Annotated in this window: 16 protein-coding genes; 12 read left to right on the forward strand and 4 right to left on the reverse strand. The window is 32.6% G+C overall.

The features are described 5' to 3' along the window. Positions 1-3 precede the first annotated feature (3 nt). Entirely contained in the window at positions 4-1059 is a 1056-nt protein-coding gene (locus ABEG63_RS06065; protein WP_346583769.1) for a nucleotidyltransferase domain-containing protein, read from the forward strand. A 250-nt stretch (positions 1060-1309) separates the two neighbouring features. Here ABEG63_RS06065 and ABEG63_RS06070 read toward each other — a convergent pair whose 3' ends face one another. From ABEG63_RS06070 to ABEG63_RS06080, 3 genes are all read right to left on the reverse strand, one after another. Further along, positions 1310-1744: a cold shock domain-containing protein gene (locus tag ABEG63_RS06070; protein WP_267406421.1), complete on the reverse strand. Its 435-nt coding sequence runs from the start codon at positions 1742-1744 to the stop codon at positions 1310-1312. Positions 1745-2038: 294 nt separating this feature from the next. Beyond that, positions 2039-2398 (reverse strand): hypothetical protein, encoded by a 360-nt coding sequence (locus ABEG63_RS06075; protein WP_346583771.1) that lies wholly within the window; start codon positions 2396-2398, stop codon positions 2039-2041. A gap of 105 nt (positions 2399-2503) precedes the next feature. After that, positions 2504-4768 (reverse strand): polyribonucleotide nucleotidyltransferase, encoded by a 2265-nt coding sequence (locus tag ABEG63_RS06080; RefSeq protein ID WP_346583773.1) that lies wholly within the window; start codon positions 4766-4768, stop codon positions 2504-2506. A 492-nt stretch (positions 4769-5260) separates the two neighbouring features. Here ABEG63_RS06080 and ABEG63_RS06085 point away from each other — a divergent pair, with 492 nt between their 5' ends. Then, a complete protein-coding gene (locus tag ABEG63_RS06085) occupies positions 5261-6676 on the forward strand; it encodes a sugar MFS transporter (RefSeq protein ID WP_267406425.1) in 1416 nt (471 codons plus the stop codon). Positions 6677-7051: 375 nt separating this feature from the next. Here the strand turns inward: ABEG63_RS06085 and rpsO are convergent, their stop codons facing one another. Further along, positions 7052-7321, reverse strand: coding sequence for a 30S ribosomal protein S15 (gene rpsO, locus ABEG63_RS06090; RefSeq protein ID WP_267406427.1), 270 nt, complete (start codon positions 7319-7321; stop codon positions 7052-7054). Positions 7322-7493: 172 nt separating this feature from the next. Here rpsO and ABEG63_RS06095 point away from each other — a divergent pair, with 172 nt between their 5' ends. The 10 genes from ABEG63_RS06095 (at position 7494) to ABEG63_RS06140 (ending at position 16742) form a co-directional block, all read left to right on the forward strand. After that, complete coding sequence (locus tag ABEG63_RS06095; RefSeq protein WP_346583775.1) at positions 7494-8045, forward strand: pyruvate decarboxylase; 552 nt, start codon at positions 7494-7496, stop codon at positions 8043-8045. Between the two features lie 246 nt (positions 8046-8291). Further along, positions 8292-8435 carry a hypothetical protein gene (locus tag ABEG63_RS06100; RefSeq protein ID WP_346583777.1) on the forward strand — a complete coding sequence of 48 codons (144 nt, stop codon included), beginning with the start codon at positions 8292-8294 and terminating at the stop codon, positions 8433-8435. Between the two features lie 172 nt (positions 8436-8607). Then, entirely contained in the window at positions 8608-8769 is a 162-nt protein-coding gene (locus ABEG63_RS06105) for a hypothetical protein (RefSeq protein ID WP_267406431.1), read from the forward strand. A 158-nt stretch (positions 8770-8927) separates the two neighbouring features. Beyond that, on the forward strand, positions 8928-10250 hold the full coding sequence (gene mgtE, locus ABEG63_RS06110) for a magnesium transporter (protein ID WP_267406432.1): 1323 nt from the start codon (positions 8928-8930) through the stop codon (positions 10248-10250). 12 nt (positions 10251-10262) lie between these two features. Continuing rightward, positions 10263-11654: a hypothetical protein gene (locus ABEG63_RS06115; RefSeq protein WP_346583780.1), complete on the forward strand. Its 1392-nt coding sequence runs from the start codon at positions 10263-10265 to the stop codon at positions 11652-11654. After that, positions 11654-12385, forward strand: coding sequence for a helical backbone metal receptor (locus ABEG63_RS06120; RefSeq protein ID WP_346583782.1), 732 nt, complete (start codon positions 11654-11656; stop codon positions 12383-12385). The genes ABEG63_RS06115 and ABEG63_RS06120 overlap by 1 nt, the downstream gene beginning before the upstream one ends. A 137-nt stretch (positions 12386-12522) precedes the next feature. Continuing rightward, positions 12523-13545 carry a hypothetical protein gene (locus ABEG63_RS06125; RefSeq protein ID WP_346583785.1) on the forward strand — a complete coding sequence of 341 codons (1023 nt, stop codon included), beginning with the start codon at positions 12523-12525 and terminating at the stop codon, positions 13543-13545. A 191-nt stretch (positions 13546-13736) separates the two neighbouring features. Beyond that, the gene (locus ABEG63_RS06130) at positions 13737-14840 is read left to right on the forward strand and encodes a sigma-70 family RNA polymerase sigma factor (RefSeq protein ID WP_346583788.1); all 1104 of its coding nucleotides are present in this window, start codon (positions 13737-13739) and stop codon (positions 14838-14840) included. Between the two features lie 16 nt (positions 14841-14856). Then, complete coding sequence (locus ABEG63_RS06135; RefSeq protein WP_346583789.1) at positions 14857-15750, forward strand: outer membrane beta-barrel protein; 894 nt, start codon at positions 14857-14859, stop codon at positions 15748-15750. Between the two features lie 23 nt (positions 15751-15773). Beyond that, the gene (locus ABEG63_RS06140; protein ID WP_346583790.1) at positions 15774-16742 is read left to right on the forward strand and encodes a chorismate-binding protein; all 969 of its coding nucleotides are present in this window, start codon (positions 15774-15776) and stop codon (positions 16740-16742) included. The last annotated feature ends 41 nt before the right edge of the window (positions 16743-16783 follow it).

Here is a 16783-nt window from a genome sequence, read left to right on the forward strand (position 1 = left end):
ATTATGGAATTAGATCACATAAAATCCCCAAACCTCATCCTCTTCCAAGCGATCTCCGGAAGCCGCTCTTTCGGATTGGCAACGAAAAACTCAGATACAGATATTCGTGGAGTGTATTATTTACCAAAAGAAGATTTTTTTGGTTTAAATTATATTCCGCAAATTTCCAATGAAACAAATGATATTACGTATTATGAAATCGGAAGATTGGTTGAATTATTACAGAAAAACAATCCGAATATTTTAGAAATTCTGGCAAGCCCGGCAGATTGTATTCAACATAAAAATCCGTTGATTGATTTGCTGAAACCTCAAGATTTTCTTTCCAAATTATGCAAAGATACGTTTGCAGGATATGCAATTTCACAGATCAAAAAAGCAAAAGGGCTCAACAAGAAGATCCTTAATCCAATTGATAAAGAAAGAAAATCTATCCTTGATTTCTGTTATATTTTGCAGAATCAAGGTTCAATTCCATTGAAAAAATGGTTTTCGGAAAATGGGAAAGTTCAAGAAAAATGCGGTTTGGTAAGCATCGACAATACCAAAGGAATGTTTGCACTTTTCTACAACGAATCGGGAGATCTGAACTATAAAGGAATCATTCAGCATGAAGAAGCCAATCAGTTTTCTGTTTCATCGGTTCCGAAAGAGGAAAAACCAATTGCTTATTTGTTCTGCAACCTCGATGCCTACTCTACTTATTGCAAAGATTACCGTGAATATTGGAAATGGGTTTCGGAACGAAATGAAGACCGATACAATGTCAATCAAAATCACGGACAAAATTATGACAGCAAAAATATGATGCATACCATTCGTTTGTTACAGTCTTGCGAACAAATTTTTAAAACCAATTCATTGAACATTCGTGTAGAAAACCGTGATGAATTATTAGACATCAAAGCCGGAAACTGGTCGTACGAAGCCGTCATGGATAAAGCAGAAAATCTGATTAAATCCATCGAACATTATCATTCGATTTCTAATCTTCCTAATTTTCCCGATATCGAAAAAACAACGAAGATTCTGATTGAGATCAGAGAGAATCTGTATTAAAAGACTAAATTCTCTGATTAAAATGATCACTCATGAAATATACTTCACTTCGAGTAATTTTTTGCAAAAAAATTGTATCGAGAAGTTCATGATGAAAAGACAAATTTTGTAGTTAAGTTCACGGGTTTTCGATACATTTTTCTACGCTTCGCTTCGAAAAACACTCGAACTGACGGAGATAAAACTTTGTACCAAAAAAGAAAAGAGCTTCATTAGATGAAGCTCTTTTTTATATCAGTATAAATGTGTATTATTTTACGATTTTAATGTCTATTGCAGAAAAACCTTTTGGTGATTTTTCTTTTTCATAAGACACTTTATTTCCTTTTTTCACAGGCTCTGTACAGTTGTTGCTGTGGAAGAAAATATTTTCTTTTGATCTATCTTCTGTGATAAATCCGTAGCCTTTTTCGCTGAAAAACGTGATGATCCCAGTTTTTCTTACCTCTTCTTCTTCGATAGGAGCTGCACCCAACTGAATATTGTTGATATCAATTTCCTCTCTTTCAGCATTATCAGGAGGTGTAGAAGTCAACTGTCCGTTGGCATCTACGTACATGATCATATCATCAAGACTTTTTCCTTTGTTGTTGCTTGATTTACGTTCTTCGCGTTTTTGCGCTTTTTCTTTTTGTTTTTGCTGTTTTTTCTTGAAATTTTCTTTTTTAGAGAAAGAATCCGCCATATATTGTTTTAAAATTTAATTGTTATTCTGAATAAAAAATCTTTCGTTTTACCGAAAGCCTAAAAAGGTGTCTAAGTCTCCGTATGACTTTAAAAACGAAGTCTATCGGAATTAATAGTAAAATTGTCTGCTGGAAAAGCGAAAACTGATGCTGGAAAATAGAAATTCTAAACCGTTCCAGAGAAAGCAAAGGCAGAGACCTTTTTAATTATTAATGTACAAATATACGAAAAATTATCCACTTTCAGTATATAATTAATTGAATTTCAATTGGAAAATATAGGCAATTGTCTGTTATTTATTTTTTCTTAGGATATAATGTACTGCTGTCGCATCATTTCCCGTATTTTTCACGGTATAAACTTGTTGAAGAGAGTATCCATTGGCAGACATAAAGTTCAGTGCGTCCGTCATAGAATTGAACTTCACTACTTTTCCTTTATCATCTAAGATAATTAAATCGTTTTTTCCAGAAAAGAATTTTGTGTTTTGTCCGAAATCTAAATCTACATCGATTTTATTGCTAAATAATCTTTCGTATCCAACAATCTGAACATATTCAACATCAATATCTTTAACAGGAACATTATTAACCGTTTGAGAAAAGGCTAAACCAGCAAAACCTAGTAAGGCTGCAATAAATATTTTTTTCATTTTGTGTATTTTATTTAAACTGCATAAACGAAAAATCATGCCAAAAATAGAGAAATAAAAAATCCCTCAAAATTGAGGGATTCATATGTTGTATAAGAATTTTTCTTAAGCTTCAGTTGAAGGCTTTTCTTCACCAGCAGGCTTGTCACCTTCCGGTCTTCTTTGTCCTTCGGGTCTGTTTGGTCTTTCAGATCTGTTGTTCTGTCCTTCCGGTCTTGGTCCTCTTTGTTCACCTTCTTTTTTCTCAGGTCTTGGAGGTCTTGGTAAAAGAACTTTTCTTGAAAGTTTCATTTTCTTACGATCATCGTAACCCATGAACTTCACTTCTACTTCATCACCTTCATTGTAAGGAACTTTATCTAAACGAGCCCATTCGATCTCAGAAATATGTAAAAGACCTTCTGTACCTTTAGCAATCGCTACGAAAGCACCGAAATCCATTACTTTAACTACTTTCCCTTTGTAAACTTCGCCTACAACCGGTACGAAAGTAATTTCGTTGATCTTAGCAACAGCAGCGTTAATCTTCTCTCTGTCTGTACCTGCAATCTCGATACGCCCGATTTCACCAATTTCTTCAATAGCGATAACGGTGTCTGTATCTTTCTGCATTTGCTGAATGATTTTTCCACCAGGCCCGATTACAGCACCAATGAAATCTTTAGGAATCTCCATTACTACCATTTTCGGAGCGTGAGGTTTAACATCTGCTCTTGGTTCAGAAATAGTTTCCGTGATTTTATTTAAGATATGCAATCTTCCGTCTCTAGCCTGCATCAAAGCTTTTTCCATGATATCCATAGAAAGCCCCTGGATTTTAATATCCATCTGGCAAGCTGTGATACCGTCTGCAGTACCAGTTACTTTAAAGTCCATATCTCCCAAGTGATCTTCATCACCTAAGATATCAGAAAGTACCGTGAATTTACCAGATTTTGTATCAGTAATCAATCCCATTGCAATACCAGAAACAGGTTTTGTAATTTGCACACCTGCATCCATTAATGCCAATGTTCCTGCACAAACTGTTGCCATTGAAGATGAACCGTTTGATTCCAAGATATCAGAAACAATTCTGATTGTATAAGGATTTTCTTCAGGAATTACCGCCTGTAAAGCTCTTTGCGCCAAGTTTCCGTGTCCTACTTCTCTTCTTGAAGTACCTCTTAAAGGTCTAGCTTCACCAGTCGAGAATGGAGGGAAGTTATAATGTAAGAAGAATTTTTCGTCGTGCTGAGTGATTACGCTGTCTACCATGTTCGCATCTTTCACAGAACCAAGTGTAACAGCCGTTAAAGACTGAGTTTCACCTCTTGTAAAGATTGCAGAACCGTGAGCTCCAGGAAGATAATCAATCTCAGACCAGATTGGGCGAATCGTTTGAGGATCACGACCATCAAGACGGATATTGTCTTCAAGAATCATCTGACGCATTGCTTCTTTCTCTACATCATGATAATATACTTTTACGAAAGGTGTTACTCTTTCTAACTCTTCTGCATCATCTACATACTGAGCAAGGAATTCTTCACGTACCGCTTTGAATTTTTCTCCTCTTTCTTCTTTTCCAGAAGGAGTTCTTGCTACTTCATATACTTTATCGTAAGTTTCTTTCCACACTTTTTCACGAATAGCTTCATCGTGAGTTTCGTGAGAATATTCTCTCTTAGGGAAAGCTTTTCCTACTTTTTCTGCTAATCTTTCCTGAGCTTCAATTTGCTTTTTGATTTCAGCATGACCGAAATTAATAGCTTCCAACATTTCCTGCTCAGAAATTTCTTTCATTTCCCCTTCTACCATTACGATGGAATCTTTAGTAGCTCCCACCATGATATCCAATTCTGAATCTTTTAAAGCTTCATAACTTGGGTTAATTGCCAATTCTCCGTTGAATCTTACAACTCTTACTTCAGACATTGGTCCATTGAAAGGAATATCAGTAATAGCAATCGCTGCAGAAGCTGCTAAACCAGCTAAATCATCAGGAATTGTTTGTCCGTCATAAGAAATCAAAGAAATCATTACCTGAACTTCCGCATGGAAATCTTCAGGGAAAAGCGGACGTAGAACTCTGTCTACTAAACGCATTGTTAAAATTTCCTGATCAGAAGGTCTTGCTTCTCTACGGAAAAAGTTTCCGGGAATTCTACCACCTGCGTAGAATTTTTCTCTGTAATCTACTGTTAATGGTAAAAAATCTACACCAGGATTTGCTTCTTTATTGGCTACAACCGTTGCTAAAAGCATTGTTCCGCCTAATTTTACTACCACAGATCCATCAGCCTGCTTTGCCAACTTCCCTGTTTCTAAAGTGATTTCTCTGCCGTCTGCTAGAGTAATCGTTTCTGTAAACGCTTGAGGTATACTCATAAATTTTCGTCTATAGTACTCCGTATTGAGTACGATTATTATTTAAACTCTTTAAATTTTCGTTTGCAAAGGTAATATATTATAATGATGTTTTAAATTTTTAGCATTAAAATATCAAAATTAGCTTACGTTCTTCATTGTACTTTTACCATTTAATAAACATACTATCAATCAATTAATATCTCACTTTGGGAAATACAATCGATTCTTATAAAAATTATTAAGTTGAAAACATTTTATCATTTTCATTCTAAAATAGTTAAAATCTGATGTAAATTTTAAAACATTTACAAATGAATAAAATAAAATTTAACATTAAAAACACAATAAAGTTTGCATAAAAACACGAACTTCAACTATATTTGCCATGCTTCTTGAAGATTTAGCTTAAAAATTTGATTAAAAATCAGCTTAACAAGAAGATTTTCAAACCATTGTGATGACTTGAATTAAAAAGAGAACAAAAAACTCTTTTGCTAAATATGTGTGTTTATGATCAATAATGAAGTAAAATCGCAAGGCAGGAATTACACTATTCCGCTTATTACCATTACTCTTTTATTCTTTATGTGGGGATTCATCACTTGTATGAATGACATTTTGATTCCTTACCTGAAACAGCTTTTTAACCTAAGTTTCTTCGAATCAATGCTGGTACAGTTTTGTTTCTTCGGAGCTTATTTTATAGGCTCATTGATTTATTTCCTGATTTCGATTTCCCAAGGCGACCCCATCAATAAAGTGGGTTACAAAAAAGGAATTCTCTTCGGAATCGGATTGGCAGCTTTTGGATGTATTCTATTCTATCCGGCGGCTACTTTCTCTTATTATCCTTTATTTTTAGGAGCTTTATTCATCTTAGGATTAGGATTTACCGTATTGCAGATCACCGCAAACGCGTACGTTTCGCTTTTAGGTTCTGAAGATTCTGCATCCAGTCGACTGAACATGACGCAGGCTTTCAATGCATTCGGAACAACGATCGCGCCGGTTTTAGGAGGTCATTTAATTTTTGAATTTTTCTCTGCAGCCGACGGGTCATTCAGTGCTGTGGCAACAAGAATTCCTTATTTGATCTTCGCCGGAATCCTTTTATTGGTAGGTTTATTGATCTCAAGGGTAAAACTTCCGTCTTTCCAAATGGAGGAAGAAGAAGTGGTAAAAGGTTGGGGTGCATTACAATACAGCCACCTGAAATTCGGAGTTTTTGCAATGTTCTGCTACGTTGGGGGCGAGGTTGCTGTTGGAAGTTTCATCATCAGTTTTCTCGAAGAAACGATGAAGTTTAATGAAGCGATCAGTAAAAATTACCTTTCATTATATTGGGGAGGTGCAATGATCGGGCGTTTCTTAGGAGCTATTTCGTTGAATCATTCAATCAGTCAAGCTAAAAAAGCGATCTTCATGTTGGGAGCAGCCGCTTTAGTTTTCCTGGTAATTTTCAGCATTGTAGATCTTACCTTTGCACAAATTAGTTTCTTCTTAGTATTTATCATTCTTAATTTCATTGCCTTCTTTGTTGGAAAAGCAGCTCCGGCAAGAACGTTATCAATTTTTGCCGCGATTAATGTTATTTTATTGATTTCAGCGATGGTAAATCATGGTGAAATTGCCATGTACAGCATCTTAGGAATCGGAATTTTCAACTCGATCATGTTCTCTAATATTTATACATTGGCTATCTCAGGATTAGGAAAATATACAAGCCAGGGATCTTCATTGGTCGTAATGGCTATTTTGGGAGGTGCTATTGTTCCTATTTTCCAAGGGTTTTTAGCCGATCATTTTGGAGTTCAGCATTCATTTATCATTCCTGTACTCTGCTATATTATGATTTTGATTTTTGGAGCGTATTGCACGAAATATCTTAGCCATGTAGAAGCTGGTGAATCTAAATCTGGACATTAATTTAAATATTAATAGAGATAAAAATATAAAATGAGGCACTTTTTAGTGTCTCATTTTTTTTATGAAGAATGTGTAATTTAGTTGTTTCTATATTTTTTCTGTTAAGATTACCCTTTTAAATACTATTTTTTCCTTATAATTTCAAACCTAAATATAGATTACTAAGAAATGACAAATAATTATTTTTGCAAAATAGTTAAGAAGAAGAGCTACATCCTAGCCCAGATAGGAACGGCTACCCCACAGCAAGCGATGGAAAAGCTTTGGCGCGAGGAGTAAAAGTGGATAGCTGGAAATAGCTTCAAAAAAATTAAACTCGGAAAACAAAAAAGCAACCTCTTTCGAGATTGCTTTTATTTGTAAAATCTTTACAGATTATTTTCTTAAACCTAGTTCAGCAATAATTGCTCTATATCTGTTGATATCTTTGTTTTTAAGATAATCTAGTAAACTTTTTCTCTTACCTACCAATTTAACCAAAGATCTCTCTGTGTTGAAATCATGACGGTTAGACTTTAGGTGTTGAGATAAGTGATTGATTCTGTAAGTGAAAAGAGCTACCTGTCCTTCAGCACTTCCTGTGTCTTGTGCAGATTTTCCGTGTTTTGCGAAAATTTCCTGCTTTTTTTCGTTTGTTAAGTACATTCCAATATTGTTTAATGATTATTATGTAACGGCTGCAAAATTACAACTATTTTTTGAATGCACAAACATTATTGATTTCATGTATCAAATTTGATAGAAAAAAATGTTAAATATTTCTTAAATAAATTATGGTATCCAACTAAAAGGCAGTAATTTTGCATTCGAATTAGTGATGAGAAAATTTATATCTTTTGTTACGCTTACTGTATTTTTATTTTCGGGATCTGTACTTCTAAAAGCGCAGAAAAATTCGACCGATAAAATAAAAAGAATTTTATACTTCAATCCCGAGGTAGAACCTGATATTGAAGAAATAAAAGAACCTACCAATCATGCGTTTTTCAGCGCTGTTTCAGACAATCTTAGCGAACGAAAAAACAGAATGATCAAAACGGAAACTCAGGTTTCGTTTGACAGCATTGATAAAAAGACCATCACGGATTACAGCGTCAACAACGAAGCAGATTTCGTGATTGTTCCTAAAGTAAAGTATTTTAAAGTAGGTCTCGGAAAGTATGTTTTCTCTAACCAAGTTGTGGTAAGCATGAAACTTTTTGATGCTGAAGGAAATCTTTTAACCGAAACCGACTACGATACTTATCGCAAAAATATGCGTCTTTTGGGCTCTACAACCAATTCTGTGAAAATCGGAACGAATGGTGCTATTAAAGATATTCTTAAAAAACTCAGAAAAATTAAACCTTCTACGGAAACGGAGTTTTAGTTGATAGTTGATAGTTGATAGTTGATAGTTGATAGTTCAAAATTAATTATTTTATATTTTTTCATTTTTATTTACTTTAAAATTTCCCCTTTTCATTTGTGTTTATAGGTATTTTTGATTTCATTTAAATCAAAACATTTTTTACATAAATCTCATAATTAACCATTTACATCAAAAATATTTTCATCAATAAGTGAATAATATAGATTTTTTTATTATTTTAGTTCAACATTAAAACTAAATAATATGAAAAATTTAAAGAAACTTTCACGAAAAGATCAGCAACTGATCAACGGTGGAACCTTGAAAAAATGTAAAAGTAACTCCGAATGCATCTACGGATGGTGCTGCGGCGGAACTTGTGTGGAATTTGCTTGTATTGAACCTTAAAATCAGAACAATATGAAAAATTTAAGAAAACTTTCAAGAACAGAGCAATCACATATTAGCGGCGGAGCTTTAGCCAAAAGATGCAGAACCGACAATGACTGCCTAGGTTTATGGTGCTGCGAAGACAGATGTTCTAACATTCGATGTGCAATTAACTAATTCTTAATAAACTATGAAAAATTTAAAGAAATTAAACAGACAACAGCAAAAAGCAATCAACGGAGGCGGAAAAATTGTAAAATGTACTGCCGACGATCAGTGTGATTTCTTTCAATGCTGCAGTTACGGAGTATGTGTATATTCAGATATTCCGATCTGTACTCTCCTGTCATAACATCCACATGGAACTTTATTTTAAATTTAATTTTTTTGAGCATCCGTTTTTTAGCGGGTGTTCTTTATTTATAATCTTAAGAAATCCTTAATTTTCTGTCAACATTCTCCAATTTTAAAAATTTGCCCTATTTTTGCATATCCTAAAATTTTAACGTTTTGAATTCTAAAGACGAACTTATCTTCAACCCGGCCGATATAGCAGAAACTCTTAGCGAACTTCACGCTGACGAGAGGCTTTTGGCGTTTTTGAAAGTTCCGAAAGAATACAAAGCCGAAGTTTTTTCTCATTTGGATCCTGATTTTCAGGAAGAAACCATCAGAAGTATCGGAAGCGATGAAGTTTCTGAGATTCTGAACGCGATGACTCCCGATGACAGAACTGCTCTTTTTGAAGATTTTCCGGATGAATTGATTAAATATTCCATCAATCATCTGAATCCGCAGGAAAGAAGGATTGCTTTAAAATTATTAGGTTACAATTCAGATTCTATTGCCCGTTTGATGACGCCTTATTATATTCAAATTCGTAAAGAATGGACGATAAAAAGATGTCTTCAACAGATCAAAAAGGTCGGAAGTAAGGTAGAAACCATGAACTATCTGTATGTAGTTGATGAAAGAAACCGCCTGATTGATGATATTGCATTAGGAAGTTTATTGTTGGCAGAAGAAGATACTTTAATTTCAGATATAACTGATAATCATTTTGTTGCTATTACCACAACCACTTCAAAAGAAGATGCCGTTCAATATTTTGAAAAATATGACCGAGGTGCTCTTCCGATTGTAACAGAAGCCGGAGTTTTGGTTGGAATTGTAACGATTGACGATATTTTAGATCAAATTGAGCAACAAAACACCGAAGATATTCAAAAATTCGGGGGATTGGAAGCCTTGGATTTGCCTTATACTCAAACTTCTTTGATCGAAATGGTGAAAAAGAGAGGAATGTGGCTAATCATCCTTTTCTTCTCCGAAATGTTAACTGCTTCTGCGATGGGTTATTTTGAAGATGAAATTCAGAAAGCTGTTGTTTTAGCATTATTTGTTCCGCTGATTATTTCCAGTGGAGGAAACTCCGGATCACAGGCTGCAACCCTTATTATCAGGGCAATGGCGCTTCAGGAAATTGGCCTGAAAGATTGGTGGTATGTAATGAAAAAAGAGATTTTCACAGGATTGCTTCTCGGTGGAATTTTGGGAATTATTGGCTTTTTAAGAATCATGGTTTGGCACGAAACAGGGCTTTTCAACTATGGAATTCATTGGGTTTATGTAGGATTGAGTGTTGGCGTTTCCTTAGTCATGATCGTACTTTGGGGAACACTTTCAGGTTCTATGGTTCCTTTTATTCTGAAAAAATTAAACCTCGACCCCGCAACCTCTTCCGCTCCGTTTGTCGCCACTTTGGTAGATGTTACCGGACTTATTATTTATTTTTCCGTAGCCGGACTTTTCTTAACGGGGAAACTTTTGTAAAACATTTTTATTATGACTGATTTTTCTATATCTCATAATAAAGATATCCTGTGGAAAAGAATATTAATCGCTTTTTTCGGTTTAGCATTTATTATTTTACTAATCGTTAAGCACGATTTGGTAATTGATGATTCTTTTATCACTTTTCAATATTCTAAGAATTTTGCTGAACATTTTAAACCTTGGTACAATCTAGATCCTCAATATCAGGGAAACGGACAAACCAGTTTATTGTGGATGTGGATTTTGGCATTATTTGCTTTTTTGCAGATAAAACCTGAAGATTCATTCATTATAATTAATCTTTTGTTAGGGCTTTTCTTAATTTATAAACTCGTCAATAATTTTGATTTTAAAGGAAATATTTTCTCGAAAATCTTCAATTTATCATTCGGGATTTTCTTTACCATTTGGCTTTATTTAAATGCTACGCATGGTTTAGAATCTGTTTTGGCTATTGTTATTTTGTATCAATTTTTGGCTAATTTTGATTCAGATAAAAACTATTACAGTATTTTATTGCCTTTGGTTCGTCCGGAATTTGCTTTATTTCAGGTATTTTATGTTTTAAATTCAAAACTTTTCAGTAAAGATTTTTTCAAAAAAGTATGTATTTCAGCCATTGGAATTTTAATTTTTGTAGGTTTTTACTTAGTATTTTTCGATTTTTATATTCCTTTGCCGTTTATTTTAAAATCACATTTAACCGTTTTTAGTTTTGCAATTGTTAAAGTTTTCATTGGTTATCTGATTATTTTTGCGCCGGTTCTTATTCAGTTTTTTGAAGAAAAAAAATATTTCAAACTACTTCCGTTATTTATCCTTATTTATTATTACACATTTCATGTAAGCAGTTATTCATCTAGTATTTACATAAGATATTTCTTTCCGTTAATGGCTTATTTTTTATTTTTTAATGCTGAAAAATTTCAGGAAAAATGGTCATTAATCAAAAAAATTATTCTGATTGCCTCAGCCTTAAGAATGTTTGATTTATGTACCAATTTCTACGAAAGCATGAAAGGCGTTGAAATTGTAAAAGAAGGTTTTGATTCTAGTTATAAAGAATGGACGAAACACCTTACAAAAAAGGATAAAGTTTCAATTATTGATGCGGGTTATGTGGCCTACTTTTCTCCTTCTATGACTTACGACGGCTACGGATTAAATGACGCGAAATTCTTATTAGCTCTAAAAAGCTGGGATGCAAATGCCTATAAAGAATATTTTAACAAGAAAGGCATTAACCAAATTGCCCTAGCTTCAACATCTGATAAGGAATTCGTTGCCAGAAGCCCTTCCGAGGCATTTATTTATCAAACATTAGACTTAAAAAAACGCGAGATTTTGTATATTTATCCTATGGATCAAGGATTTTATTTATACATCTATAAAACTCGCTAATGAAAGTAGTCTCGCTGGTTCCTTCAATCACAGAAGCCTTATTTGATCTGGGATTAACCGAAAATGAAGTTATTGGAAGGACAAAATTTTGTATTCACCCTCAAGAAAAAGTAAAAAATGTTGCCATTATTGGTGGTACAAAAAATATCAATATTGACAAAATAAAAGCTTTACAACCTGATATAGTTCTTGCGAATAAAGAAGAAAATAGTAAAGAACAAGTAGAAGCTTTGATGGATGATTTTAAAGTAATTGTTACGAATGTAGAAAATATTGAAGACAATTATTATCTGCTTAAAAATTTAGGAAACATCTTTAATAAAGAAGAAAAAGCACAACTTTTTAATCTGAAAATTTATGAGATTTTAAATGATGCTAAAATTAATTCTAATATAAAAGTGGCTTATCTTATTTGGAAAAACCCTTATATGACAGTAGGTTCCGATACTTTCATTCATAAAATTTTAGGAGAAATTGGTTTTGAAAATATATTTAAGAATCAAAAACGCTATCCCGAAATTCAAACTGAAGATCTTGCAGAAGCTGATATTATTATGCTCTCTTCCGAACCTTTTCCCTTTAAAGAAAAACATATTGAAGAGTTAAGAGAATTTTATCCCGAAAAAAAGATCATGATCGTAGACGGAGAAGCTTTTTCCTGGTACGGAACTCATATTGCCAAGTGTGAAAGCTATTTCAAGGAATTAATTTCTGAAGTCAGCACTTTTTAATGAAAACTCCATACACTTTAATCAATTAAAAATCAAACCAATACATAAAGCTCAAAAATATTTTGAGCTTTTTTATATTTTTTTTCTGCAACCTTTTTATTTTTTTTCATCTTATAAGTAAGAAAAACAAAACAACCATGAAAACTTTAATTTTACCTTTTTTATTACTATTAACGCTCTTTGTTTCGTGTACACAGAATTCTGACGAAATAGAAGACCTTCAACAAAACGTAGCTTCTTATGATGTGTATGTAGCAGGAATGGAAAACTACAAAGCATGTTATTGGAAAAACAATGTGAAAACTTCTTTAATTTCACCAGACAGCACGTATGCATCAAAAATTATTGTGAAAAACAATGATGTTCACGTATTTGGAAAAACAAAAACAACTTTCAACGGAACTTATTATTATTGGGAAAATAATACAAGAAAGGATCTTAAACAGTACTTAGGAATTCCTTCTGCTGTAGAATATCAAATTTTTGATATGGCCATTGATGATAATGATGATTATTTTGTAGGATATTACGACACCATGTCACCTATAACCAACCAAAGATATGCATTCTGTGTTTGGAAAAATGGAGTAAAAACTGTTTTAAACACTTATGACAGTATTATTTATTCGAGTTCGCAAATCAATATTTTTAATCACCAACCTTACATTTCCTCAATGATTCATGATGCAGGAACTATAAAATCGGGATATTTTGTGAACAATACCTTCCATGAAGTTCCAAATATTACTTGGTTTGGTAATTTTACCGAAACATCAAATGGTATTCATTTCCTATATGCTAAAGATCAGCAATATTATTACAGACAACTGTCTAATAACACAGAAACTGCCGTAGGAAGTGCCGGAAATATGAATATTTTCGATGGAAAAATCACTAGTGAAACAAACAATCTATATATAACAGGAACTAGTTTGGAAAATCTCTATTATAAAAATAATGTGCAAACTAATGTTTCGATTGATCCTACTTATTCTCAAATTAAAGATCTGTTTGTTCTTGATAATAACATCTATATGATTAAAGAGCAACTTAGTCTTTCAGGAAGTAAAGTTTACATCAACAATGTAGAATCTCAAAATATTTCAAACAGTGTAACCTACCTCAATGCTTTCAATTCAATTTTTGTGGTAGCGAATTAAAAAAATTACAAAAAAACACAACTTTATAAATCTTTTCATCTTATAATTAAAAACACCATGAAAACTTTTAATTTCGCCGATCAATCTTTACTAGTTTTCCTCTCATCCTGTCTACCGCAGGATGAAGAGGAAATCTTTAAAAGAAAACTCAACAGATGAAAAGAAATATTTTGCAATCTAACCTATAAAATATGAAGCAAAATAACAACACAGACTGGCAAAATATTTACAACAATTATTCCCCAAAACTCTTGGGGATTTGCCGTAGATATATTCCTGATATTCAAACTGCGGAAGATATTCTTCAAGACAGTTTCATGGCGGCAATCCAGAATAATCATCAACTTCGGGATGAAAAAGCACTTTTTGGATGGCTTAAAAAAATTGTGGTAAATAATGCTTTACAATATTTGCGTAAAGACAGCAAAGACCTTTTCGTTTCAATAGAACCCTCGGAAATTCCGGATAATTTTTCAGAAATGAACCATTCCGCTTCACAAGAAAAAAATATTTTCATTTACGATTTTACGAGAGAGCAGCTTCTTTCGTCCATCGATAGTTTACCATCTCATCACAAATCTGTTTTCAATTTATATTTTATTGATAATCATTCTCATGCAGAAATTTCAGAAATATTAGGAATTACAGTTAATACTTCAAAGTCTCATTTGTTAAGAGCAAAAAAATCTATTCAAAGCTTTTTGTTAAATAATTTCGTAAACGAAAATACTCCAAAAAACAAAAAGAAAATGGCTCAATTGCTTGTCATTTTCGGATTTGGAGGCTTACTTTGGGCTCAAACTTTTCAGGCAGCCTTTTCTAATTTTAAAATTTTGCCTTCAAAAACGTTCAAAATTCCTGCTAATAATCAAACTTATTTCTTTCAATCTTTTTCGGGAAATCATGCCTGGAAAAAGAAAATTATTATAGGTTCTGCTGCTGTCGTTATTGTAGCAGCTTCAATTGTTGCTATGAATATAAATAGTACTATTTTTAATAAAAACCATTCAGATAATGTAAAAATTTCAGATTCAACAAATCAGAACAATATTAAAAATTATGATGAAACGATAGAAAAAAGTCAAGATATAGATTCAAACATAGCACAAGATAATACTGAGGATAATTCACAAAAAGATAACGTTTCAGAAAATGCCGAAGAAAAATTAGCGCTAAAAAATCAATCTAAAACAAATAATACAATCACCAGAAAGGATTCAGCAAAAGAAGAGCCGCAAAAAGTGATTATTGTGAAAAAAATCATCAAAAGAGACACCATATTTGTAGAAAGATAAACTCAATAATCAACTTATGTTCCTTAGAAAATTTATTCTACTTTCATTCATTATTATCGTAAATTTTTCATTCGCACAGAAAAAGAAGAAAAAAATCGACACTGTTTACGTGTATGAAAATGTTATTGTTTACGACACTGTTTACTTAGAAAAACCATTGAAAATAAAACTTAATGAATTTTCTCTAAAAAATTCTGAAATTCAACACAAGGAATTAAAAGATATTATGGAACAGGAAATTAACAAAGAAAAAAATGAGGAAAAAGCAAGAAAAAAATTAGCCCAAAAATTTCAATTTGGAATCGAAGCCGGAGTGGGAATTAAAAACAGTAACTGGACAATTAATACGTCCAACAATAAAAAACAAACTGGCGAAAATCTGGGAATATGGATTTCTAAAAAAATTCTCCTTCCTCAACTATCTTTACTATTTTCCGCGAATGTGTATCGATGGAACTCTACTTTCGATCTTGACGGAAATACCGAAGACACCTATCTGAACGGATTTTATTTCACAAAAGACAATCAACCCGTGTTGTTTCAAAGATTTAATAATAAACATTTTGAATACATTTTACAATTAAAATTATTATACGAATGGAAAAATATTCGACCTTTTGCTGGATTTTTAGTCAACAGAAATAATTATAAAATGCAGTTTTTAGTACCCGAAAATAATGTCTTGAATAAGCTTGATGATTTTAAAACCACTCAAATTAATTTCGGTTTTTCACTTGGAGTTCAATATAAAATATGGAATAATTTTTTAATTTCTGTCGATTATCAGCAGTTTCAATTAAAAAATGTTTCTTTAAAAAACAGCACATTTGATTTTGACATTTTTAAGACTAATAATACCTTTGCAGAAAGAAAAGTAAACCTCGGAATAGCATATATTATTTCTAAATAAAAGGTTTCTAAAAGTATTATCTGATGATTTATTTCAAACTTCCATTCGACGAAAAACTGTATTCCACAGACGAAAAAAACGATCAAAATCCTATTCAGTTTTACACATTTGATGGAAACAGGCAGGTAAGTTTCGAAGGAAATATCATTGAAATAAATGCTGATGATTTTAATAATGAATGTATTTCAAGTGAAATATTACCGAAAGATGATAATCAAATAGAAGCGGAAACAAAGGAAGAATATCTTAATCAGCTGGATAAGGTAATTCAGGTAATTAAAGAAAATCATCTTCCGAAAATGGTGTATTCACGAAGAAAAATTTTCACCGATTTTAATACAATTGATTTAAAAGCGAGTTTTAATAATATCTGCACATCTTACCCAAATGCTTTCCGATATTTATTCTTTGATGGCGAAACTTCATGGATGGGCGCCTTTTCAGAAGTTTTAGGAAAATTCAACAAAAAAACTCATGAATTTGAAACCATGAGCCTTGCCGGAACGCTTCCCATTTCAGAAAATTGGTCGGAAAAAGAGATTGAAGAACAAAAACCTGTTTCATCATATATCAGAAATATTTTAAACAACTATTCAGATCATATTAATGAATCTGAAACTTACGATCATATTTCAGGAAATATTAAACATCTAAGAACTGATTTTAAGACAAAAATAAAGCCGCAAGATTTAAGCAAAATCATTAACGATTTACATCCTACTCCAGCAGTTTGCGGCATCCCAAAAGACTTTTGTAAAGAAAATATTCAGAAATTCGAAAAGTTTGCACGCGAATTGTACTCTGGTTATATTCGAATTGAAAATGAAGATACCATTCAGTATTTTGTGAATTTAAGATGTTCAAAACTGTATCAAAATTCGGTTCATTCTTTCGTTGGCGGTGGAATTACAGCCCAAAGCAATCCGGAAAAAGAATGGATAGAAACTGAATTGAAATCAGAAGCTGTTTTGAAAAATCTGAAATTTTCGTAAATAAAAAATTGAATAACCAAGGAAAACTATATTTTTGTACA

The organism is Chryseobacterium sp. C39-AII1 (genome assembly GCF_039672645.1).
Taxonomy (GTDB): Bacteria; Bacteroidota; Bacteroidia; order Flavobacteriales; family Weeksellaceae; genus Chryseobacterium.